The 23,507-nt window shown below is 50.7% G+C and carries 22 protein-coding genes and 2 pseudogenes; 2 read left to right on the forward strand and 22 right to left on the reverse strand.

What is annotated here, in order from left to right:
• On the forward strand, positions 1 to 348 hold a 348-nt coding region (locus BUB67_RS04385; protein WP_159431803.1), incomplete at its 5' end, for a hypothetical protein.
• 46 nt (positions 349 to 394) lie between these two features.
• On the opposite strand, the gene BUB67_RS04390 is transcribed toward BUB67_RS04385, so the two are convergent.
• From BUB67_RS04390 to BUB67_RS04430, 12 genes and pseudogenes are all read right to left on the reverse strand, one after another.
• A complete protein-coding gene (locus BUB67_RS04390) occupies positions 395 to 964 on the reverse strand; it encodes a hypothetical protein (RefSeq protein ID WP_073236364.1) in 570 nt (189 codons plus the stop codon).
• 254 nt (positions 965 to 1,218) lie between these two features.
• On the reverse strand, positions 1,219 to 2,280 hold the full coding sequence (locus tag BUB67_RS04395) for a hypothetical protein (RefSeq protein ID WP_073236367.1): 1,062 nt from the start codon (positions 2,278 to 2,280) through the stop codon (positions 1,219 to 1,221).
• The gene (locus tag BUB67_RS04400) at positions 2,270 to 3,715 is read right to left on the reverse strand and encodes a phosphodiester glycosidase family protein (protein WP_073236370.1); all 1,446 of its coding nucleotides are present in this window, start codon (positions 3,713 to 3,715) and stop codon (positions 2,270 to 2,272) included. Before BUB67_RS04400 ends, BUB67_RS04395 begins: the two co-directional genes overlap by 11 nt.
• 113 nt (positions 3,716 to 3,828) lie before the next feature.
• Entirely contained in the window at positions 3,829 to 4,965 is a 1,137-nt protein-coding gene (csaB, locus tag BUB67_RS04405; RefSeq protein WP_073236372.1) for a polysaccharide pyruvyl transferase CsaB, read from the reverse strand.
• Positions 4,958 to 6,889: a DUF5693 family protein gene (locus BUB67_RS04410; RefSeq protein WP_238456950.1), complete on the reverse strand. Its 1,932-nt coding sequence runs from the start codon at positions 6,887 to 6,889 to the stop codon at positions 4,958 to 4,960. Before BUB67_RS04410 ends, csaB begins: the two co-directional genes overlap by 8 nt.
• 200 nt (positions 6,890 to 7,089) lie before the next feature.
• Positions 7,090 to 7,236: a hypothetical protein gene (locus BUB67_RS16330; RefSeq protein WP_159431804.1), complete on the reverse strand. Its 147-nt coding sequence runs from the start codon at positions 7,234 to 7,236 to the stop codon at positions 7,090 to 7,092.
• A gap of 59 nt (positions 7,237 to 7,295) precedes the next feature.
• A complete protein-coding gene (locus tag BUB67_RS17515; protein ID WP_464287312.1) occupies positions 7,296 to 7,415 on the reverse strand; it encodes a J domain-containing protein in 120 nt (39 codons plus the stop codon).
• A 12-nt stretch (positions 7,416 to 7,427) separates the two neighbouring features.
• Positions 7,428 to 8,389: pseudogene (locus BUB67_RS16560) on the reverse strand (Hsp70 family protein).
• 30 nt (positions 8,390 to 8,419) lie between these two features.
• Positions 8,420 to 8,863: an Hsp70 family protein gene (locus BUB67_RS16565; RefSeq protein WP_200798121.1), complete on the reverse strand. Its 444-nt coding sequence runs from the start codon at positions 8,861 to 8,863 to the stop codon at positions 8,420 to 8,422.
• A gap of 264 nt (positions 8,864 to 9,127) precedes the next feature.
• Positions 9,128 to 11,149, reverse strand: coding sequence for an FAD-dependent oxidoreductase (locus BUB67_RS04420; RefSeq protein ID WP_073236376.1), 2,022 nt, complete (start codon positions 11,147 to 11,149; stop codon positions 9,128 to 9,130).
• Positions 11,150 to 11,232: 83 nt separating this feature from the next.
• Positions 11,233 to 12,060: a polysaccharide deacetylase family protein gene (locus BUB67_RS04425; RefSeq protein WP_073236379.1), complete on the reverse strand. Its 828-nt coding sequence runs from the start codon at positions 12,058 to 12,060 to the stop codon at positions 11,233 to 11,235.
• Between the two features lie 62 nt (positions 12,061 to 12,122).
• Positions 12,123 to 13,211, reverse strand: a complete 1,089-nt coding sequence (locus BUB67_RS04430; RefSeq protein ID WP_073236383.1) for an acyltransferase — start codon at positions 13,209 to 13,211, stop codon at positions 12,123 to 12,125.
• Between the two features lie 143 nt (positions 13,212 to 13,354).
• Here BUB67_RS04430 and BUB67_RS16130 point away from each other — a divergent pair.
• Positions 13,355 to 13,523: pseudogene (locus BUB67_RS16130) on the forward strand (IS4 family transposase); the annotation flags it as partial.
• Positions 13,524 to 13,738: 215 nt separating this feature from the next.
• Here the strand turns inward: BUB67_RS16130 and BUB67_RS16335 are convergent.
• The 10 genes from BUB67_RS16335 to bioD all read right to left on the reverse strand — a co-directional run bounded on the left by BUB67_RS16335 (position 13,739) and on the right by bioD (position 23,506).
• The gene (locus tag BUB67_RS16335) at positions 13,739 to 13,903 is read right to left on the reverse strand and encodes a hypothetical protein (protein ID WP_159431805.1); all 165 of its coding nucleotides are present in this window, start codon (positions 13,901 to 13,903) and stop codon (positions 13,739 to 13,741) included.
• A gap of 82 nt (positions 13,904 to 13,985) precedes the next feature.
• On the reverse strand, positions 13,986 to 14,225 hold the full coding sequence (locus tag BUB67_RS04435) for a hypothetical protein (protein WP_073236386.1): 240 nt from the start codon (positions 14,223 to 14,225) through the stop codon (positions 13,986 to 13,988).
• A 46-nt stretch (positions 14,226 to 14,271) separates the two neighbouring features.
• On the reverse strand, positions 14,272 to 15,486 hold the full coding sequence (locus BUB67_RS04440; RefSeq protein WP_073236389.1) for a Ger(x)C family spore germination protein: 1,215 nt from the start codon (positions 15,484 to 15,486) through the stop codon (positions 14,272 to 14,274).
• Complete coding sequence (locus BUB67_RS04445) at positions 15,483 to 17,132, reverse strand: spore germination protein (RefSeq protein ID WP_238456951.1); 1,650 nt, start codon at positions 17,130 to 17,132, stop codon at positions 15,483 to 15,485. The genes BUB67_RS04440 and BUB67_RS04445 overlap by 4 nt, the downstream gene beginning before the upstream one ends.
• A gap of 41 nt (positions 17,133 to 17,173) precedes the next feature.
• On the reverse strand, positions 17,174 to 18,277 hold the full coding sequence (locus BUB67_RS04450) for a GerAB/ArcD/ProY family transporter (protein WP_073236395.1): 1,104 nt from the start codon (positions 18,275 to 18,277) through the stop codon (positions 17,174 to 17,176).
• A 363-nt stretch (positions 18,278 to 18,640) separates the two neighbouring features.
• Entirely contained in the window at positions 18,641 to 19,996 is a 1,356-nt protein-coding gene (gene bioA, locus BUB67_RS04455) for an adenosylmethionine--8-amino-7-oxononanoate transaminase (RefSeq protein ID WP_073236398.1), read from the reverse strand.
• Between the two features lie 10 nt (positions 19,997 to 20,006).
• Positions 20,007 to 20,843 carry a malonyl-ACP O-methyltransferase BioC gene (gene bioC, locus BUB67_RS04460; RefSeq protein ID WP_073236401.1) on the reverse strand — a complete coding sequence of 279 codons (837 nt, stop codon included), beginning with the start codon at positions 20,841 to 20,843 and terminating at the stop codon, positions 20,007 to 20,009.
• A complete protein-coding gene (locus tag BUB67_RS04465) occupies positions 20,840 to 21,589 on the reverse strand; it encodes an alpha/beta fold hydrolase (protein WP_073236404.1) in 750 nt (249 codons plus the stop codon). The genes bioC and BUB67_RS04465 overlap by 4 nt, the downstream gene beginning before the upstream one ends.
• A gap of 28 nt (positions 21,590 to 21,617) precedes the next feature.
• Positions 21,618 to 22,781, reverse strand: coding sequence for an 8-amino-7-oxononanoate synthase (gene bioF, locus BUB67_RS04470; RefSeq protein WP_073236407.1), 1,164 nt, complete (start codon positions 22,779 to 22,781; stop codon positions 21,618 to 21,620).
• Positions 22,748 to 23,506 (reverse strand): dethiobiotin synthase, encoded by a 759-nt coding sequence (gene bioD / locus BUB67_RS04475; protein ID WP_073236409.1) that lies wholly within the window; start codon positions 23,504 to 23,506, stop codon positions 22,748 to 22,750. The genes bioF and bioD overlap by 34 nt, the downstream gene beginning before the upstream one ends.
• Between the last annotated feature and the right edge of the window lies 1 nt (position 23,507).

Here is a 23,507-nt window from a genome sequence, read left to right on the forward strand (position 1 = left end):
CTGGAGGCCCGTCAGGAGGCCCTCGAAAAGGGGCAGAAGGCCTTGGAAAGTGGGCAGAAGGAATTGTATGCTTTGACCAAAGCTTTGGAACATCGTACGGAAGAGAATACCGCCCAGTTGATATCGTTAAATGAAAAAATGAACTATTTCGAGGGTTCCGTTAACTCACTTAAAAATTCTCTCAGCTCGTTAGAAAATAGATTTGATGACTTTGTTAAGGAACAAAGGGCCTTTAATGAGCATATTCTAAGCAAACTGGCCGACATGGAAGATAATGTTCTATATGCTGTAAAAATGGTGGACTACCATAACAAAGACATCGTCCTGCTAAAAGCAAAGGGCAGATAATCTATAGCAAAAGCCAGGCGGGGTTACACCTGCCTGGCTTTCAATACTATTTTTTTCCCTTCTCCAGGGCAGCCTCCAGCTTGGTCCTGTACTCATCATATTTCTCCACCATGTAATTCTTATACAAATCCTTGATTTGATCATCAGTCAGCTTTTTCAGCTTGTTGGTCTGGGCATCCATGATGCCCTCGGTGGCCATGAAGATAAAATTATTCACGGTTGTCCTGAGTTTATCCCCATAGGCCAATCCATCTTTATAAATATCTTCGTTTTTCTTATCCTCCGGGAAGTAATTAACTTCCATGTGTAAATCGTATTCCTTGATTAAACCTCTAACGGCAGCTTTGGATGTAGATAACTGCTTCAGAAATTCTTCTTTGGTCGCTTTACCCTGCTCCCAGGCCGTAAAGGATCGGCTAATTTCTCCGCGCACTGCATCAAGACGACCCAGCCATTCCTTTTCTTTGATGGCCAGGTTTTGTACGGGATCCCCTTCCATCCTGGCTGCCTCTTCAGGGGTTTTGACCTCTATTTTCGTTTTTGATTGGCTGCACCCCATGACCAGCAAGCCAATAGACATAACTAAAGCCAGCAATAGCAATATTCTTTTCCTCAAGAGACATTCCCTCCCTAGGTTGTACATGCTAAGGATTCAACATATTCCCTGATAATCCTTCAAGAAGATACTTTCAACCCTGGTAGCATTTGGTATCAACACAACCGAAACCGGGGAAAATCCCCGGTCCAGACTGTTGATAAAGGGCCTTGAATGTACAAGGTTGGTTCTATTATCCTTATTGGGCGGCTTGCTACAGCGCCGGTAACAGCACTTGATGAGCTCAAAACGTTAACAACTTAAGTGCCTGGTACCTAACTATCACTCTTCTCCCATACAACTTTCATACTGTCGCCAATAATCTCGGCCGCCCGGGTGCGTCCGGTGACCATGGTGGCGGAGATGAGGACGTTGCCGTCTTCCCCGGGCTCGGCAAACCAGAGGTCGGTGACCGGGGCGGTTTTATACAACCCTGCCCAGGTCCTGGCCTGCAGCGCCTGTCCCCGGGCATCCACCAGGAAGACCATGTCCTGCTTCTTATCGGTCACCAGAGTAGACCCGTCCGCCAGCCGTAAGGCATCCAGCGGCTCCACCAAGCCCGGCGGTTTCTGTTCCTGGCTGCCGGTGGAAGTGACAGAAGATGTTTCAGTAGCAGCAAACTGCCAGACCACTTTTTTACCCGGGGTCACTTCCAGTACCCGCCCATTCCCGGCATAACCCCTGTCCACAATCAAGGTATTGCCATTGGCCAGGCGGTGCGCCCGTGACGGGCGGGCCAGGTAATCGGGAGTGCCGGGCTTAGCGGGCTTGCCCGGGCCGTACTGCCAGACCACCTTCTTTTGAGGGGTCACTTCCCGTACCTCAAAGGGAAGCACCACCAGGGTGTTGCCGCTGGGCAGCCGCTCTGCATAACGGGGCGCATAGGCCAGGGAAGGCAGCGTATATTCCCAGGCTTTTTTACCGTCCCGGGTCAGTTCCACCACCCTAGGTACATAGGGCGCACCGGGAGCCCCGGCATCCGCAATCAACGTGTTGCCATTGGCCAGCCGCTGGGCGCTGTTGGCCTGAATGCCGTAATAATTCCATACCTCATTCCCCTGCCGGTCCACCTCGACGATGCCGGGCATCCAGGCGCCCACCCGGCAGAGCAGCAAATTGCCGTTGGGCAGTTTCTGAACGTACCGCACCAGGTTATGGGTAATATCGGCGATATAATCTACAGACAGCCGGGGCGGCAGTTCGGTAATCACCTGCCGGGTCTGGTCGTTCATCATTTGTTCCAGTTCAGGAGGCGTCACCGGTTCCGCCCAGGCAGGCAGAGCCGTCAAGGTAAAGCAAAGCAGGGTCACCACCAAGACTCTAAGCTTATCTCGCATTGCCGGACCCTCCCTCCGCGCTCTCGATATAAACGGCCTGCATGGGGCTGGTAACGTAATTCACCTTTGCCCCCAGGGTTTCTCCCACAAAACGCATGGGTACCAAGGTACGTCCGTTGATCACCTTAGCCGGCACATCCAACTTAACTTTCTTACCATTTACCAGCACAGTGGTCTTTCCTGCAGTAAGTTTGATTTCCAGATCCCCTTTAACCGCTGTCACTGTCTTTGTCCCTTCATCCCAGCCGATCTCCGCGCCCAATCGCTCAAAGATCTTCCGCATGGGCACCAGGGTCCGGCCTTGATCAATGACCGGGGCCACGTCTAAATACAGCCGCTGGTGGTCAATGTACACGGGCATCTGCTGGATAATCATCAACCCGTTGCCCAGGGGTCGCTCCTTCTTGTCGGAGGGGTTGTTAACAATTTTGCCCTTTACCCACATCTCACTGGAACCGCCGCCGTCCAGGGCCACCGCCCGTACCGCGCCCAGATCCATCATGAGATAGGACAACTCTTCCAGAGTGAGACCGGCGCTGCCGTCCTGTCGTCCGTCCACCACCACCAGCAGCACTTTCCCCTGGGCGGTGACGCCCAGGGCGGTCCTAGGCGCCGGTTTTAATACTGTGCCCCACAGCCCTTCATTCACCGCCTGGTCCACCGGCAGACCCCCTTCTACCAACAAAGGCCCGGCCGATAAAACATGGCGCAGGTTGCTCCAATCCTGGGGCAGTTCGGTGATCACCTTCACCCTGGCGCCGGTCGGAAGCGACATCAACTGGTTAATTGAGTTACCCCAGCCGCTCAAAATATAGCCTCCGGCGGGAATCTGAGCGCTGCCGGAAACAGGCTCCACCTGAAAAGCGCCACCCTCGGCCGGCTTTAACAAAAGTTGCGTTCCTGCCGGCACAGCCTTGCCCCAGGCCCGGGAGTACAATACCAACCCGTCGCTGACCGCCGGTATATTGATCCCCTTAACCGCCAGCTGGCCCACGCCGGGCGCCTCCATCTTTATTTTAGGGGCCAGGTAGCCGATCTTGACGTCGCCGCCGTAGGTAAAGCCAAAGGAGGTTCTCAAAATATCGGAAACATACTCGGCTTTGCCGTCGATAAAAACATTGCCCACCGGCATGCCGGTAACGGTGTCAAAAAAACCGCCGTTGACGGCAGCCACTGCCCCGGTGCGCTCCGCCATACTGCTGAGGGTTTCCTTGCTGCCGAGGATTTCATTCCCCATCACCGCACGGATCTCTGTATTCTTCTGCTTGGGATCCACCTCCAGCACATAACCCTTGATGGCCTTCCCTTCCCAATTGGTCCTCTCAAAGGACCACTGACGGACCCCCGGAGCAACCTGCTCCGCCGCCCAGGCGGGAAAGACCCAAAGAATACTTAGACAGAAACACAATAAAAGGGGCCACTTTCCTAACTTCATGATCAACCTCCATTCTATTGAGGGGGTCAGACCCCTTTTGGGACTTTCTGGAATTCAAGCGAAGAACCGTCCCCAACTTGAATTCGACAATTTTTTGGGGGGTCAGACCCCTTTTACAAGTATTTGGCAGTTTGGGGGGCTTTGGATAGGGTGCGGTCCAGGAGTTCCAGGGCCAGGGAGGCAGTCAGTTGGGCTCTCTGGCGGAGGGGTTCTACTTCCTGGATGAGTTCCTCCCGGGCCAGCCAGGGCTCGCAGAGGATTTCTTCCACGGCGCACCAGAGGTCGTCAAAATTGGGGTTGTCCGCCGGGGTGGCGGCGGTTCGACCCAGCAGGCCCATGAAGCGGTCAATCTTGGGGTCGTAGGAAACGGCCACCGGCGGCACGTGCATGACCGCTGCCAGGATAAGGGCGTGCAGCCGCATGCCGATGAGCAGGTCCATATTAGCAATGAGACTGGCCATTTCCACCACGGAATACCGCTCGGACAGCGCCGCGGCGGGCTGTTCCATCAACCCCACCACTTCTTGCGATGTCTTTAAATCATCGGGGTAGTGCATGGGCAGGAACACCACCTGGTAACCCAACCTGGTCAGCTTGTCACAAACTTCCGCCACCACTTTTTTGTAATCCGTCAGGCCCTGCCACTCCCGGACAGACACGCCCACCAGTTTCCTTTCGATGGATAAATCCAGTCCTGCCTCCTCCAAAATGGCGCGGCCGATGGTTTTATCCACAAATTTTTCTTCCAGGCCCAGCACCGGGTCCGCCGTAACCTGAATACAGGGCCGGTTGATGCCCATCTCCTCCAAATCCCGGCGGGAGGATTCATCCCTTACCGTAATAAAGTTAACCTTGTTTACCACCAGCCGCATGGCCAGCCTGCCCAGCCAGGACCTTACCGGCCCGATGCCCTGGGCATAAAAGAAGACAGGCTTGCCCAGCCGCCGGGCCAACCAGATAACCCCCAGGTAATACAGCAGACTCTTGATGCCGGTAACGTCCTGCAGCAGGCTGCCCCCGCCGCTGATTAACAAATCGGAATCCTTCAGGGCCCGGTAGACATCCCCCAATTTCCAACGGTTGGAGGCGGTTACTTTGTAAATCTCCGCCGTTTTCGCCGGGGCATTGGACAGCACCTCAATCCGCAACCCAATGCGGAGTTCCCGCAGGGTTTTCAAAATACTGAAAAGAACCGCCTCGTCCCCCAGGTTATCAAAGCCGTAATAACCGGATATCACCACTTTAGCCATTGAGAACCCCTCTTCCGTAACGGTAGACCAGCTTGCTGAAGAAATACACAGCCAGTCCCAGCAAAATTCCCAACCAGATCCCGTGGCAGGCCCGTATCAGGGACACCAGGAGGGGTGTGTGAATATGGGCAAAGGTATTGACCAGGGAGGCCTGTCCGATGGCCCCCAGCAGCAGTAACGGTAAAAAGCGGTTGTCCCGGTAACCGTACAGCAAGACCAGCAGCAAAGCCGGGTGCCCCAGCAGGAATTCCTTGGTGCGGGGCCGCACTCCTAAAATTTGATCCAGCAGGCTGCGGAACTGCAGTTCCAGACCGCTTACCTCCAAACCCGCATCGTTGCCGGTCCTGGCCACATAAATGAGCACTGCCAACGCCATAAATGCCCCGGCCAGGGCCACCCCCAGCAGCACCGGCTGCCCCAACAGACCCTTTACCTTCTCCGCCATATTGACGCCCCTGGCCGCATGGAGTGAGAAATAGGCCAGCACAATCAACAGGGGCGCCAGGTGGGCCAGCTTAACGCCGGCAAACTGATCCAGCTTGAGCATAAACCCTGCATCTGCCAGCAACCCCACCATGAACAGCGCCCCCAGCAGGGAAAACAGGGAAATGCGGATAAAGTTCCATACCGCCGCCCCCGGCGTAAGCCCTTCCTTTTTCACAAACAGCAGCAGGGACAGGGTGGGGAAAACAATCACCGCGGCCAGGGCCATGAACTTGCGGGCCGTCACAAAGTCAACATAAAGCAGGGCCGCCCAGAGAAGCACAGCCACCGGACCCAGAGCCGCCTTTAACCGGCCCAGCCCCAGGCGTTCCAGCAGCAACAGGCCCCCGGCAATAACACCCAGCCCGATTAAGAAGGCCAAACTGCGATAAACGGGAACCGGCGGCAGGAGACCGGCCGCCCCCACCTGCAGTCCTTCCCTCTCCAGCCGGTCCCTGATTTTATCGATAAAATGTAAGTTTTCCTGCATCAGGTCGCCGCTTATGATAACAGGACGATAATACAGGATGCGGTGATTGCGTTCTGCCGCGGCCAGGGTATAGCGATCCAATACCTGGGAGGGCGTTAAATTCTTCAGCTCACTCTGTGGTACGGTATGCAGGCGCAGGACCCTTTTGTCCACCAGGATACCCAGCTTATTGATGCCAGGCTGCACTAAAAATTCAACCTGCACCAGGGGCACATCCAATTGCCGGATTTGCTCCGCCAGCTCCGGGAGCATGGATGGATACCCGGGAATGTCATCATTAAACATGACGGCAGAAACGTTGGAAATGTTACGGTAAGATTGAAAAACTTTGGCGATACTTTCCCGGGTGGCCTTGTCCCAGTCCCGGATCTGCAGAATGGCCCGCATGCCCGCATTCTGCACATCTGCCAGGGCTGTGCCGGAAAATCCCACCCCCAGCCCCTTTATGGATAGATACGATCCCAGGGTTTCAATTACATAGGTACCGTCCGCAATTTGATAGGACTTCACACCCGCCAGTTTGGCCGCCAGCTGGTAAGATACCTGGTTAAACAAATCCCGGTTGTAGATCACCAAGTAGGTCTTGTCCGGCGCGACGGAAGTTTTGGCCGCCAGGCCCGCCAGCCAGCCTGGCGCGTCCTTCTTACCTTGCTGGCTCAATAATCTTTGCCCGGGGTATCTCTCCACATCCCCGTTGACCACCAGGTCGTCCAGGGTTGGTTCCCGCAAAACCACCGCAGTAACTGCATGTTTTTTAAATTCCTTTAAACCTTCAAGGGACGTCAGCCCTGCCTCGCCGGCCAGAGCGCTGATTTCATCATAATTGACCGCCAGCTCCACCTGACGGTAGTCTCTTTCTACCATATAACGCTGCCAGAAGGCCAGATGGGCCGCCGTTAACACCGCCGCTGCCAGCATGGTCCAGAGACCGTACCTCCACCACTTGTTCAAAACTCTCTCCTCCCATGATAAAATCCTCCATATATTATACCTTGCCCGGCTAATGGGCACAAATAAAGCCGCACCCGGGCGCGGCAATATTTTCAGTTTGATGTAATATACTTCACGAAGTTCACAAGCGACAGTCAGAACCCGGCGCCGTATCTTTTTTGCCTTACCAGAGGCTTAATTGCTCAGTTTGCTCAGTTTGTTCAGTACGGGCGCCCAATTTGTCCCAACGGTCCTAATCGCTTGTAAATAAGGGGATATTTCTGGCGGAGTTTCACAATGCTGCCAGCCAACTCATCCTTCATTTTTTCCATAGCCTTCAGCAGCGAGGGGGGGATGCGTTCCCGCAAAAAATCAAGTCCTGCGGGTATATAATCCTCGTAAAACCAGTCAAAGGCGTAAACACTGATTAAATGTATTTTGCTTTAATGGTCTGCGGGCTTGCATTGGATCGGGTGCCCAGAATTTTGTAGTAATTTTCCACCTTCGGCTTGGATGCCCTGCGGCCGGACGGTTTTCTGGTTGCCAAAGCAATCCCTCCTTAAATCTCCAGATCAATCAGTGCATCCGTTGCCTCGTCAAGAACAGACCGCAGCCGTTCAATATCATCCGCCGCCACGGCCTCGTCCAGCCGGCGGATCATCTCTTCCACCTTTGACCGGTCCGCCCCGCTGAGGGTCGCCAGCAATTTCTCGGCGCGGCGCCGCAAAGAGGAGGCCTCCTCATGTAATACTGCGGCCGAAAACTCTTCATCATCACCCACACCGTCGTCATCTTCCTGATCCGGCCCTTCGTCAAAGAGTTCCCAGCCCTCATCGAACAGTTCGTCTGCCGATTCATCCCCGGCGGCGCCGACAAAAAGTGCCTCCAACCTCTTTACACTTTCCTGAAAGGCCTCCTGTGAATGGCGCTCCAAAGCATCCTGCACCGTAACCGTCATTTCTTTGCCGGTTGACACACACCTGGCCGTCACTTCAAGAATGCCGTTTAAATTGTAGCGGTACGTCACTTCAACAGCTTCCGCCCCTGCTTTGTTGGGGGGAATGCCGTCCAACAGAAATTTGCCCAGCCGGTGATTGTGTTTTACCCACTCATGCTCTCCCTGGTAAATTTCAATGGAGGCGGCTGTTTGCCCGTCTGCCGTGGTGTAAAATTGTTCTGTTCGGGTCACCGGTATGGTGGTGTTGCGCGGAATAATGGCATGGAAGCCGCCCGGCCGCATGGCCACGCCCTTCCATTCCTTTAAGACTGCAATGCCCATGGAAAAAGGAGCCACATCGGTGGCCACCATGCCGCTGTCGGATAACGCGCCGGACTTAAGGCCCGCCTGGACAGCAGCGCCCAGCGCCACTGCTCGTCGGGATGCACATCCGTGCGGGGTTCCTTCCCGAAAAAATCTCGGTTTAACTGGCGCACCCGGGGAATCCTTGTCGATCCTCCCACCAACAGGATTTCATCGATGTCCTGCGGTTTAAGGGCTGCATCCTCCAACACCCGCTGCACAGGCCATTGTTTCAAGCAAGAAACTGTCTATCAGGTCAACCAACTGGCGGCGGTGGGTTCATTAATGATCCGTTCCACCACAAAACCTGCCAGTTCCCCTGCTTGTTTGGTGGCACGGCGCTGTTCGTCGGTAAAATAAGCCGGCACTGTGATAACCGCCTCTTTTTCCCCCTCGCCAAACCTGGCGTCAACATAACTTTTCAGTTCCTTTAAAATCAAGGCGGATATTTCCTGGGGCAGTAAAGCTTGCCCTCCAATGGGGATGGGTTCCTGGGAACCCATTTTCCTCTTCACGGCCGCAACCGTGCGGTCAGGCATGGCAATCAAGGCAGCCCGGGCCTCTTCCCCCACAACAACCTTGCCTGCCGGATCGAGTAGCACAACTGACGGAATAATGCGCTTGCCCTGCGGGGACGGAATGATCTCAGGCTTACCGCGGTGTATGCAGGCCACCGCCGAATTGGTTGTCCCCAAATCGATCCCGACAACCGGGCGAAAGATTGCCGGTCAGCGTCATTTTTCCTGTTACTCATCTCAAATATCCTCCTGATATGTAACCGAGCCTTGTTATTTGTTCGCGCAATTGCTCCAGAAGGGCCTCATTGTTTTCCTTTTTCTCTTTTACCCAAAACTTCCAATTTCATCCCGGTCTCTCCCTTGACAAACCCTTTTCCCGCAAAAAACTGAGTTTGCATATATTGTAACACATATTTTTCAGGACAGCGCCCTACCCGCCGGTTACCGCTTTTCTGCCGGGGGACGGGCCGCCAGCCAGCGGGTGAAATCCTTTAACAGCATGTAACCCGCCCCAACGGTCACAACCCCCCTGTTTTCTCTTACATGCTCCACCACCCTGGGGTCCCAGAAGCCCAGCTTCGCAAAGTGATCATAGGCCTGCTTCTTGTTGTAGTCATAGCCTGCGTAACGGGCAAACATGTACGCCACATCCTCCAGGGTCAGCTGGTTTCCCTCGGCATAGAGAACCGGCCGCTCCTTCACCTCCAGGCCGGCCAGTTTCAGTACATTGAACCCGTTGATGAATTGGGCTTCCGGCATGTCTTCATCCAACCGATAGTTGTTGCTGTAACCGCCGGCAGCCAGGCCGTAGCGGCGCATAAATTTCAGTCCCTCATAGGCCCAGTGACGGGTTTCGGGGGGAGGCGGCACACGGATAGGCTGCAAGTCAACCCCCTGGCCCGCCAGCCGCCGCTGCAGTTGCCCCATCAACCCGGCATCCTGCGCCATGGCACGGAAAGACGTGCCGGTCTCCAGACTCAGGGCCGCTGCCACGCCGGCGGCCTGCCCGGTGGCCATCCCCACGGGAATCACCCTGGCGCTGCCGTGGGCCAGGGAATCAAAACCGGCGGAACGCCCCACCACCAGCAGGTTTTCCACCCGCTGGGGCACGATGCACCTGAAGGGGACGGCATACTGGGCAGGCGCACCGACGACGGTTCCTCTGAAATGAGGGTCGGTGGCCTGGATATCAATGGGATAGGAGCCGAAGGCAATGCGGTCGGGAAAATCCCTGTTTTCCAGAACATCATCCACCGTTAACCGGTACAGCCCCTGCATATGCCGGGTTTCCCGCACGTACAGCTCCGGCGCGGCGCCGGCCAACCTGGCGTTGCGGAACCCCGGGACATGTTCTTTGATATACCGGACGATATGCGGCAACTCCTGCCGGGCCAGTTCCGCGGCCTGCCGCCTGTCTTGATATTTCAGCCCGTCAATGCCGTAGACCTGCAGGGCATTAATTAAAACACTGTCGTCCCGCTGCCGCCCCACATTGAGTCCCCGCATGGCCACTTGCGGGATGCGGGATTTATAATCCTTCATGATATAGTCAAAACCCCAGGCGCTGCGCCAATTGGCGCCGCTGTGGCGTTCCCCGCTGTCCCCGGAGCCAACCGCTGCCTTCAGCCGGTTAACATTCAAGTAAAGCATCATCTTCGCCCAGTCGGCTTTGCTGATGCCTTCCAACTTGAAAACCAGCGTGACGGCCATCACCCGGCCCCGGTTGCCGAAATCTTCCTGCCCGTAGGTAAAAGGCACCCCGGCAGCCGCCGCGATGTCCGCATCCTGGGTGGCATCGATGACCCGTCCGGCCAAAATATTTCTTACGCCCTGTCCTTGCAGGACCACCTGAACGCCGTTGACGGCGGGTTGACGGATTCCCTTTCCGGTATCTCTTTCTTGTTTCACCGTAACCGGTTTTTGGTCCGGCGGCATTATATAATCCCCGGCCATTTCATCTGTAACCGCCGACTGGCCCGGCTGTATCAAGGGTTTCACAGTGCCGTTGACAATGGGAAAAACAGCTTCAACAGAAGATAAGACATCTAAATCCTCTTCTTGATTGACCATACGGTGGAATACATTGGCGGCGGTTGCCACATCAAAGGAATCTCCTTCAATTTCCTGAAAAAACTCCTGGAATATTCCCTTGTTCAGAATTTCTTTCCCCGGCCCGTAGTTCATGTCAATACTATTCAGCCAGCCCCGGGTCATCAATCCCCCGAGGACCGGGCGGGTGTCCACCAGCAGGGTTTTTTGGCCGCTGCGGGCGGCGGCAACAGCCGCCGCAATTCCCTCGGGATCTCCCCCCACCACCACGATGTCGTAAGCGTCCTTTAACTTGCTTTGTTTAAGGGGGACCGGCTTGTCAGTTGTTTTAACGCTGTCCGGAAGAAATAACCAGAAAAGTCCTGCCAGAAGAATAGCGGCGCCTAACCAACAGTAGCGCTTAAACCGAATCATGGAGTATTAACACACCCTCTTTTAGGCAGCAAAATAATCACTCACCCTGAACCTGAGAGACTCAAGAGAACCGTCCCCCTGATTCACTGGGCCAAATAACGGAGCAGCGTTTTCTCAAATTCCGCCACAGTGAACTTCTCATCGCCCACCGCCACCCTGGGGAGCTGCATCGGGTTCATCCCCTTTTGCACCGCGCCCTGGTTCAGGGTAAACCCTAATTTAAAGCCCTCCTGCCTGGCAATATGAATGAGAGAAGGGTTATAGTGGCCAAAGGGGTACGCAATGGCATCCACAAAACGCCCGGTGTGAAAGGACAGCACATCCCGGGACATGTGTAAATCCTTTTGTACCTTCTGGGGATGTTCCGCAATCAAAGCGGATTTTTTACCCACCAGGTAGTGCATGTCATAGGTATGGGATTGAAAATCCACCAGACCCGTGGCCGCCAGTTCCTTCACCTGCTGCCAGGTCAATTTGGGAATCTCGTTGGGAGAATTGCTCACCTTGCCCACGATGGTAAACATGGTGGAAGGAAAGCCGTATTCCTTCAGTACCGGGTAGGCATACTCGTAAAAGGAGGCATACCCGTCGTCAAAGGTAATGACCACCGCCCGGTCCGGCAAGGCGATGTTTCCATGATGCCCGTTTCCCGCTCCTTTTGTCCGGGGAGCCAGCAAATAATTTTTTAACTGCTGCAGGCTGATCACATGGTAGCCGTGATCCTTTAAATACTTCATGTGCTCCGCAAACAAGCGGGGTGAAATGGTGGAACTGGTTCTGGGATTGGGGTCCAGGTGGTGGTAGTTAAGAATCAGCGCCTTGTTTGCCGCTTCCGCCAGGGTGGCGGGCATACTGACCAGCCAGAAAAATAATACCAAGGCGGTCATTTTCTTGAGGATAACACTTTTCATGCTCTCTGACTCCTGTTCTGTTTTTGAGTTTCAAACAAACCTGCTCATGCATCATTATACAACTATTTTTTAGGAGTTACACCAAAAAGCGGTCTGGCCAGAACAGTCCTCTCCAAAAGGTACGTTGTTAAACAGGAGAGCCCCAGGATGATGAAAAAGCCTCCCCAGACCGACAGGTGCATGGCCGTTGTGCTTTCCGCAACAAAAATCTTCTGCCACACCAGCAGGAAAAAGGGGTGGATTAAATAAATGCCATAGGAGAACTGCCCGGTTTTCAAAAAGAATCCCGCTAGCAAAGCGCCCGGCGAACCCTGTCTGGCCGCCAGCCACCTGGCCAGGAAAATCACGCAAATTCCCAGCGCGGTGACATAAAGGGTCCAGGCCATTTGGAAGTAAAAGGTGCTGATCTTGATCTTGTCCAGGATGGCAAAATGACGGTTAAGATAAAATATACCCGCTGCCGCCGCCAAGGCAACAAAAACGGTCCTATATTTCTTCCACCAGGGAACCCAGTACCCGGTGTTGTATCCCATCCACAGCCCGATGCCAATGGGAAAAATATAGCTGAAAACGAGAGAACCAGTGTAATTGAAGTGCTGATATATGTACAGCCGGTTCACCCAGTAAAAGGCCGCCTGGGCGGTCCCGAAGAGCAAAACAGCCGTTATAAAACCAGGCCGGCAGATCCTCCACCACTTGTGAATCACCGGGAACAGCAGGTAAAACTGTATGACCACCGATAAAAAATACAGGTGGAAGAAGCCCTTGCCAAACCCGTACCACAACAACCCCTGCTTCAGGGAGATATAAGGGATATCATGGAGGATCAAGAAACGCAGGGCCAGGTAAAGGGTGGTCCAGACAAGAAAGGGGACTACCGCCCGCCGCCACCGCTTGCGGTAAAACTCAGGCAGGTTGATCTCTGCCGCCAAACCGGTGCGGTAGGCCAGCACCAGCGCGCTGATCATCAGGAACAAAGGCACGGCAAACTGCATGCCCCGGTTTACCAACGTATAAAATATGTAGGAAGATATCCCCGGTTCCAGCGCCCGCACCGGCAGCCCGGTAATATGGATGAACAGAACGGCAAGAATGGCCATTCCCCGGGTGATCTCTATTTCTTCCAGTGATTGCTTGTTGACAGCGCTCATTATTGTTTCTCCGGCTTAAAATTTCATTAATTCAAGGAGTAAGACGAAACCCGGCCAATTTTGTGACAATACTGCCGAACATTGATAAATCATCTATAAATGAGCAAAAACGCTTACAGTTTATACCAAGTTAAATAAACACTGGTTTAAGCCAACAGGCTGTGGAAAACCAATTGTTGATAGCACTGATTACCTACTGTTTGATGATGTTGCTTAGAAATAAAAACAGGTTATGAAGGCCCATTACTAAAAATTAAAATGTTGCTTCACACATGTCTTTATGTAGAATTCACCGAGTTTGTACGAAAACTCCAGCCTTTTCCCGAAGCTCATACAACCTGCGCTCTTTCTGGTTCACATTATACCAGATTCTCAATCATTACTTAATATCCTACCCGATACAGGCATGCACAAAGCCCCGGAAAGAGATTATTTTCTTCCGAGGCTTCTAAGGTATCTAATATTATTATATTTTCTTACGGCAGCGTTTGTTTCGGTTTTTGTCTCCACTGTACGGCAACTGGCGATCAGGGCAGTTCTGCGCCCTGCAGCCTAATTCGTAGCGGTAGCAACTGGCCGCAGAATTTAGATTCTTCAGCGAGTTCCGGGAGGGTGACTATGCCGGAATCCCTGCCGCCGCTGATTTCTTGATAGGGCCAGAGTAATGCCGATTCGTGGAGCGCAAGACTCAAGAGAACCGTCCCCTTGATTCCCGTGGAGCGCAAGACTCAAGAGAACCGTCCCCTTGATTCCAAGAGAACCGTCCCCTTGATTCTAAGGCGAAAGAATTCTTTCTATAGTCTTAAATATTGGGCGGGTAACGGTTTCAATGCCCTTTGTAACATTCGGTATGGGCAGTTGCAAAACTTGACCCAGACTTAAAGTGATTCCAAGGGCAATCAAAACAAAGAAAATTACCATTTCGCGGTAAATTTTTTGTTTAATTAACCTGGGTAGCTCTATGGCGACGATAACCGCAAAGCCGGTTAAAATCAGCAAAACATTTAACAGCATACTCAACCATCCTGTCTCAAAGGGTTTGAGTTTTAATTGCAATTATTTAATGAACCAAAAGCGGTGGTGGGCCGATCATCCCGATGCGTCGAATGTGGGCAGCTACCTGGACGCGTACCTTAATGCCCGGAAAAATTTCCGGCCAATCTTTCTTAATTTTCTTCCATTCCCGGGGGAATTTACGTCGGAACGCTTCTCCGAAACCAAAGGCGTCGGAGCCCAATTCCTGTGCTTTATACACGGCAGCCATTACTTCATTGCCGATAGCTGCAGCGTGCAAACGGTCCAGTTCTTTAATTACCTCCGGTTTAGAGACATCAAGGGGTCCTTCCACTTCAACAAGGTTACCTTCTTCCCGGATTTTTACCGTCATAATAATTCCATCTTCTGTAATTTCCGGTTCAATCTTAGCATTGGCATGCATAATTTCTACGGTAACCTTTTTCCCCTCCTGGCCGGGGCAAGGGAAAACAATTTGCCCTCCTCTCACCTCGTTGAGTACCCATAAAAGTCCGCGAGTTTCGGTTTCATCAAGAAACCCCGCCATACGGTCATTGCGGAAGAGGGCGGCCCCGGTAAGCCGGATGGTTGAGGACGGTTCGGGAGCTGCCTTTTCACCCTCCTTGACTTGTGCCGTAGGGTTAGAAACCACTTCAATTACACCTGCATAAGGTTCCTGTCCTTCCATGCTCAAAGCTTCCAAAAACCGGGATAGAGGAACAGGTGCAAACCTGGAAGTTTGTCCCCGCCAGCGCACGATGTCATCTATACGGAGCGCCGGTAAAATATCATGGGGGTTAGGAGTATCGAGTATTTTGGCCGGTTCTCCGCGGGCAACGAAGACCATTGTTAAACCACGCCGGATCTCTACACTGCGTTTTAAAAAGTCCAGTACATCATTTATACCTTTTTCAGCCATTGCTTCACTGAAGATAAGGGTACGATTCTGGGCAAAAAACAGCCGCCGGGATGATTCATGGGAAATCTCCCGCAGCGCGTCAAAAACGGTGGGGCCGGTTCCCTCATAGTTGCGGTAAGGCTTGGCAGCAATACTGGCCCCGGGTGTAACTCCTCCCCGCTCTCCACCTCCGAGCACACGCGGATTGGGCACCTGAGCAATGATCCGAATTTGCTCCTGAGGATCCCTATCGATGGCCATAGCCATAACATAACCGAGAACCTCTACTTCCCGCATGTCCCAGCAGCCGGCGATTAAGCAAATAAGTAAAACCAGTATAATCAACCTGATGCGGCGTTTCAAGATCTTCCCCCCTGAGGGCGCCGGTCTGGCGGTTCCGGCTTTAGACCGGGCGCCTGCCGTTTCCGGTTGCTTTTGGAAAGTTCTGCGGGACGCCTGCGCATCATCCATATCGGCGCTCTGATAAAAACATCTTTCCAGTCGTCAGAGTAAAAAGGGGTTAATCCGGCCAGGTACGGCACTCCAAAGGAACGCATACCGGCGAGATGGATCAAGATGGCAAGCACTCCTGCAGCCACGCCGAAAAGGCCCAGCAAACCGGCCAGGATCATCATTGTAAAGCGCAAAATGCGGATGGAAATGGCCAGATCAAAGGAAGGTGAGAGAAAGGAGGAAATCCCCGTTAAGGCCACCACAATTACCATCAGCGGCGATACTACACCTGCCATTACCGCTGCTTCACCGATTACCAGCGCCCCGACAATGCTTACTGCTTGACCTACCGTCCGGGGCAGACGCACACCGGCCTCCCTTAAAATCTCGAAGGCAATTTCCATTAATAATGCTTCCACCACGGCAGGGAAAGGTACTCCCTCACGTGCGGCAACGATGCTTAAAAGAAGCCTGGTGGGAATCATTTCCTGATGGAAGGTGGTCACAGCCACATAAATGGACGGGAGGAGAAGGGAAACTGCGAAAGCGCTCCAGCGCAAAAGGCGAATGAAAACGCCCAAGACAAAGTGGTGGTAAAAATCCTCCGGGCTCTGCATGTGGGCTACAAATTCACCTGGTAAAATGAGGGCATGAGGTGTGTTTTCAGTGAGTATGGCTACCCGTCCTTCAAGCAGGTTGGCTGCCACCCGGTCCGGCCGTTCGGTAGTAATGGCCTGCGGGAAAAAGGAAAGTGGATGATCCCGCAGCATTTCCTCCAGGTAGTTTGATTCGAGAATACCGTCGATATCGATACGCTGAAGCCTCTCCCTGACTTCGGCAACCAGTTCCGGCGCAGCCAGGCCCCTAACGTATCCCACCACAACCTGCGTGTGGCTGATCCGGCCGAGGACCATTCTTTCCAGTACCAGGTTTGGCGTCTTGAGCCGCCGTCGCAGAAGGGTAATATTGATATGTAAAGCTTCGGTAAATCCCTCCCGGGCCCCCCGTACCACCGCTTCTGTTATCGGTTCTTCCGGAGCACGGGTTTTAAACCCGGCGGCCTCCAGCGCCAGGCCCCTTGGTTCGCCGTCCACCAAAAGAACAACAGAGCCTTCCATAACATGATCGATTACGTCGTGCAGGTTAACGCACTTTCTGACCACGTCCACGGGAAGGACCACACGTAAAATTTGCTCCAGGAAGGAACCCTGCACCGGTTTAAGTGGCCTGTAATGGATCATTAACGGTTTGAGCAGGTTTTCGCTTAAAAGTACCCGTTCTACCATACCCTCCAGGAAAATTACCGCCGCTTTCGTGATGCCGCCTCCTATTTCAAACTGTCGGATAATGAAATCCGGACAAACACCGTATATTCCCTTCAGACGCTTAATATTGGCCGCCAGGTCCGCCTCGATGGGAATACGCTCCAGATCGTACTTTTCCACAGTAGTTTGCTGAACCCAGTCCATGTCATCCGGGCAGATGTTTTTTCCTGCGGTCTTACATGCATAATTCCGGATCAAATGGTGCAGCTTTTTTACAATACGCTTTCGCACAGAAAGAACACCTTCCTTTTTTATAGCGCCGCAAGTAATGGTCATGTATTCCCGGTGGAAATATTGCGAATACCGGCGATGATTAAAAGAAAACCGGTAATTATAAAATTGACAAAAATAATGGTTAAGGGGAATACTTCTCCGGAAAAAGCAAATAACTCGGTAATATTCTTCCAGGCCTGTACCGCCAGCGCTATCATTATGGCCATGGAGGGTAAAATTAACGGGCGATAGTCTTTGACGTTGAGCCACTGCGACAGGGCAAGCACCCCGGCAAAAAAGAAAGTGGTTAACTTAATCAGCATAGCCGCCACCCAGACCATCATGAAAAAAGCATCCAGCCGTTCCAAAAACGGCAGCGCCTCTAATTTAATTCGACGGGCCATATTGAAGGTGGGAAAAAGAAAAGAGGCTGTTTCCGTCGGGCCGAGTAATCCAATTGCTCCGGTAACTACCACCTCCATGGTTATAAAAAGGATTAGGATGGCCAGGAAGCTGGTCTTAACCACTTTTTCTTTATTATTTATAAACGGGTAGAGCATCAGGATCACGGCGGTTTCTCCAAACCATCCGCCGGGCGAAATTGCTCCCAGCAATACTGGGTTAAACCCGTTCTCCAGAACAGGTAGGAAGCGCCATATTTTAATGTCTTTGACAATTAAGGCAGCTGTTAATACCAGCGTTGCCACTACAACCGTCAAAACAATAGAGCTCGTCCGGCAGATCACCTCAAGCCCGCCATAAGCCGCGTAAGCAGCAAGCAGAGAAAGAACAAGCATAAAAACAACAGAAGGCGTACGCAGCATATAGGAGGAGCACATCAGGGCGGCAAATTCCTGCAATATGAAATAACCAACGTAGAAGAAATAGAAGAGATAAACAAATCCCACCACCTTGCCCGGCACCTTACCGAGAATGAGTGGTGCATACTGCACAACCGACGCATTCGGGAAGCGCCGGGCCAGGCTGACGGCTGTACAAACCTGAAGACAGCCAAAAATACAGGCAATGATTACGGATAGCCAGGCATCCTGCTTTGCATGCTTTGTTGTAATAGCCGGGACGAATAAGATGGCTGTGGCCAAAACAATGCTCACTTGATAAACCATAGCCTGGTAGGCCGAAATTTTTCCTTCCTCCCGCATTGGTTCCACTTCCCCTGAGCCTGACCTGGATTTTCTTCAGCCACCATTATGCCGGCTGCGAATATCCAGCGGATTTTAGAAAACCGCCTTTACAGAGAGCAGCGGCGATAATGTATCTGGTCTAAAAGTTTCGTATCGCCTTTGCTGAATATTTATTCTTACTCTTATACTGCCATTTATGCATGCCGGAGCAAAAAAGTATATGGGCATGCTGAAGGGCCGGTAAACAAGAACCGGCCCTTCAGGATATTTAAGGAATGATTCTACTGTAAAAACCACCGACTTCTGAAAACCTAACCCCAAATTGAGGTTAATTCACTGCAGTCAGCCTATGATCCAGACGCAGCCTAAAAAAATAACACCTTAATCTATTCCGAAATATTTGTTAATTGCTTTAAAAGCCGTTGTCACCATCCATTCAATATCTTTTTCTTCGACAATATAAGGAGGCATAAAGTATAAAACATTGCCTAAGGGTCTTAAAAGCAAACCCTCTTTTAAAGCTAATTTGTAGATATTGTACCCCACCCGTTTTTCCCAAGCAAAGGCTTGCTTGGTGGCTTTATTTTCAACAAGCTCCAAAGCGCCTATCATACCTATCTGTCTGAACTCTCCGATATATGGATGTTTGTTCGCCAAGCTTTTTGTTATCTTGTTAATTTTTTCAGCCTTTGATTTATTTCGCTCTAAAACATTGTCTTCTTTGAAAATGTTTAAAGATTCCAGAGCCGCAGAACATGCCAAAGGGTTTCCGGTATAGCTGTGGCTGTGCAGAAAGGCTTTTTGTTCCGTGTACTCACTATAAAAGGCATTATAAATATTATCAGTTACAACCACCAGCGAAAGGGGAAGGTAGCCTGCTGTAAGTCCTTTTGACAGGCAGATGATGTCAGGAGAAATGTTTGCATGCTCACAGGCAAACATCTTTCCGGTTCGGCCGAACCCCACAGCGATTTCATCCGCGATAAGATGGATATTATATTGAGAACAGATTTCTCTCAATTTTGTCAGGTATTGTGCAGGGTACATTTTCATTCCTGCTGCCGCCTGTACCATTGGCTCAATAATTACTGCACAGACCTCATCATGCTTTTTCTCGATAACATTTTCCATCTGATTAAAACATTCGGTCTGGCAGTATTGACGTTCTTTGCCATAGATACAACGGTAACAGTCGGGACCGGGTACTTTGATTGTATCCAATAGCAAGGGCTTATATATTTTGCTGTAAAGGTCTATGTCTCCAACAGATAAAGCTCCGAGCGTTTCACCATGGTAGGCGTCTGAAACAGCAATAAATCTTTTCTTTTGGCAGCTTCCTGTTTGCTGGTGGTATTGGAAACTCAGCTTTAAGGCAACTTCAACCGCCGAAGAACCGTTATCGGCAAAAAATACTTTGTTCAATCCATCGGGAGTTATTTCAACAATTTTCTCCGCAAGTTCGATGGCCGGTCTGTGGGAAAAATTCGCAAATATAACGTGCTCCAATTGATCAAGCTGCTTTTTGACGGCATTGTTAATCCTGTTATTACAATGGCCGAAGAGATTTACCCACCATGAAGAAATTGCGTCCAGATATCGGTTACCTGAAACATCAAAGAGATAGGCACCCTCTCCTCTCTCCACAACAATGGGCGGCAAATCTTCATAGTCTTTCATCTGGGAACATGGGTGCCAGATGTAGTTTAAATCTTTCTTTTGCAAATCATGTAAATTCATTGGCTTCTCCTTATACCGGAGTTGTTTTCCGTTTTTCTACCTTCAAAAAAATGCAATGGTAAGTCACTTTAATCCTGTTGCCCTCTGTAAATGCGGTTTCGTATATCTTTATCATTTCTTTTATCAGCGCTGGATTGGTTCTACGGTCACAGTTGCTGTTGTTTGCGCCGATTTTTTTGACAGATATTAAAAAATCCCTTACTGTATCGAAGTATTCATATTCGTGTTTTTCTAAACTGGCAACCTTATACGACGAAGGGCTTGTGTCTACCAGGTTCTTCCGGCAAATACCCAAAAGTTCTTCGCAGCTAAGAAATTTCTGTACCGGCAATGGCCCGGTCTCAAAATTTAGTTTGTCTCCGGCCATTTTATAGGATCGGTGCAGCTCACAAAAGGTCATAGGTCCGAAGGTTGAGAAGGCAAGCATTCCATTGTTCTTCAACATAGCGTCAAGCTTTATGATGGTCTGTTCCAATTGGTTGAACCATTGAAAAGTGGCATTGGAAACAATCAGGTCATATTTCCTGTTCATTTCTGCTTCTTCAATATCAGCGCATAAAAATTCAATTTTTTTACTTTTAAACTTTTTCCTGGCGTATTCAATCATCCCCGGTGCAATATCCACAGCCGTTATGTTGGCATTTGGATAGCAACGTACCAGTTGTTCTGTGAAGTATCCTGTACCACATCCAATATCCAGAATGTCAATGCTGTCATGAATGTCCTTGCGTTCAAGAGAAATTGTCTTTAACAACTCATGGGCCATCTTCCTTTGAACGGTTGCGTATGTGTCATAGTTGACAGCATTCCTGCTGAAGTTTTTTTTAAGGATGTTCTTGTCTATCATGTTTTTCCTCTTGTAATAAACCCCTTTAAAAGACCATTAAATTCTTCCATTCCCGTATGGAAAGGAATATGTCCAACCCCTTTCATGATCTTGAGGAAGACATCCCCCTTCAATTGGGACGAAATATATTCTGATGCGGAAACAGGACAGATGGTGTCTTTTTCGCCATGGATCATCAGCACAGGCGCTTCGATTTCATTCAGCTTTTCCCTGTAGTCAGCTTGAATTAAAAAATCCAGCCCTGCCAACAGTTCCTGTGTTTCATACGTTCCTCTGTTCCGGTCAGGTTTTCCCGCGAACGTCTCAGGCCACCCCTGTTGTATTTCTTCTTCTGAAAACATGGAAACACAGAAGGAATCGAGTGTTTTTTGTTGATCATGGAGCAGCGCAGATTTCATCTTTTCAACAACATTCTGCGGCCAACCGCACCTATAGCCGCTTTTTTTATCCCTGGTAAACCGGCTGGTTCCACTGACCAGTATTAACTGATTTATCCTATCCTTGTACAGGCAGGCGGCTTCAATGGCCAATAGACTGCCTAAAGACCACCCAAGCAGTGAAAAACACCCGTCAACGTTTTTATCGATTACACTGGAAACCCGCGCGTTATACTCTTCAACTGACTTCACCCGGTACCAGTCACAATAAATAAGAACAAAATATTCCGATAAAACCTCTGTGACCGGGCTCCACACCTTTGCATCCATACCCCATCCGGGTAGCAGGATTAATTTTTGTTTTTCCAATTTTATAGTCTACTCCCACGCTAAAAATTCAAATCAAACCCAGTTCTTTTCCAATAACGATACTCTTTTGGAGTGCCATCGCCAAATCCTCATCGGTATGAGTCGCCATGATGGAAAAACGCAGCCGGCTGGATCCATTGGGAACCGTCGGCGGCCTGATCGCAGGAACATAGACTCCCTCATCATATAGGATCCTGCTGAATGTAACCGCCTTGTCTGCTTCTCCAACCATTAACGGTATAATCGGTGTGTTGTTCATTGGTACATCAAAACCATTTTTAACCAATTCGCCTCTGAACCAGCGAGATTTCTCGAGCAGGCTTTTTCTTCTTTCAGGCTCTTTTTGAATGAGCTCCAGTGCTTTTAACGAAACGGCTATATTATGCGGCGCCAGGGCCGTCGAGTAGATAAAACTTTTTGCCTTGTGTCTCAGGTAGTCTATCAAGATCTGCTTCCCGGCGATATATCCTCCTTCGCTTGCGAAAGCCTTGCTCAAGGTACCCATTTGAATATCTACTTCGTCTTCTAAGCCAAAATAATCGACGGTGCCTCCCCCGTTCGGTCCTAAAACACCTGTAGCGTGGGCATCGTCAACCATGGTCATTAGCGAGTATTTTTTCGCCAGTTTTACAATTTCAGCAAGGGGCGCTATATCTCCGTCCATGCTGAACACCCCGTCGCTCACGATCAAGCCTTTACCTGTGTGATACCTTTTAATCTTATTCTCAAGATCGCTCATGTCACAATGCTTGTATATTACAAGCTTTGCTCCGCTTAAGCGGCAGCCGTCAATGATGCTTGCATGGTTCAGCCGGTCGCAAAAGACGACCCATTCCTTGTCCGTAAGACCCGCAATTGTTCCTAAATTTGCTGCATATCCAGTGCTGAAAACCAGACAGGCTTCCGTTCCCTTAAATCGGGCAAGCCTTTCTTCCAGTTCTCTATGCAGCTTGTAGCTTCCTGTGGTAAGTCTTGAGCCGCCCGCTCCCACTCCGAACTCTCTTATGGTTGCAATGGCCGCTTCCTTAAGCCGATCATCGTTACATAAACCCAAATAGTTGTTCGATGACAGCAGAAGCATCTTTTTGCCATCAACCAGCGTATGCGGTCCCTGCGCAGCATCAAGATAAAACATTTCTCGATAAAGACCTTTTTTCTTTATCGATTCCAAAGCTTCCGCAAAATTGTACATTTGCTTTCAATCCTCGTTCCGGCAATTAAATCCTCAATACATGTTGATTCCTCAAAAGCAGCTTTCAAATTGCCTGTTTGCAGGTTTTCAACATTAATTCCTACTATTCTGGGTATGACGCCGAGGACAGGAATATCCGCCAGCTTCCCTATTGTTTTGATATTGTCGTCCTCCATGCGGCTTCCATTGTAGCCGTTAAAAAGTATGCCTTCGATCTTTATGCCAATGTTTTCAGCAAACTTCAGTGTCAAAAGTGTATGGTTGATGGTGCCCAGAGTCGTCTTCGAAACCAAAACACACCCCAGGCCAAGCTCCTTGATCAGCTGGTACTGCATGTATCCTTCATCTGTCAAGGGGACGGCAAGCCCTCCACATCCTTCTACCAGGATGAAATCGTATTTCTTTTTTAATTCTTTGTACGTATCCAATATTACGTTGATGTTTATTTTCTTGTTTTCAAGAGATGACGCCAGGTGAGGTGAAACCGGCGTTTTAAATCGAAAAGGATTTATCCTGTCTTCCACTTCATGGAATCCCGAAACGTTTTTGACAAAGGATACATCATAGGAATAGAAGTCTCTCCCAATGTCTGCTCCACCACTGGAAACAGGCTTGAAATAGCAGGCCTTATACCCTTTTAACAGAAGCCTGTACATAATGCCTGCCGATATCACGGTCTTGCCGACATCTGTATCTGTCCCTAGTACAAATATTTCCCTTGCCAAG

This window comes from Desulforamulus putei DSM 12395 (assembly GCF_900129195.1).
Lineage (GTDB): Bacteria > Bacillota > Desulfotomaculia > Desulfotomaculales > Desulfotomaculaceae > Desulfotomaculum > Desulfotomaculum putei.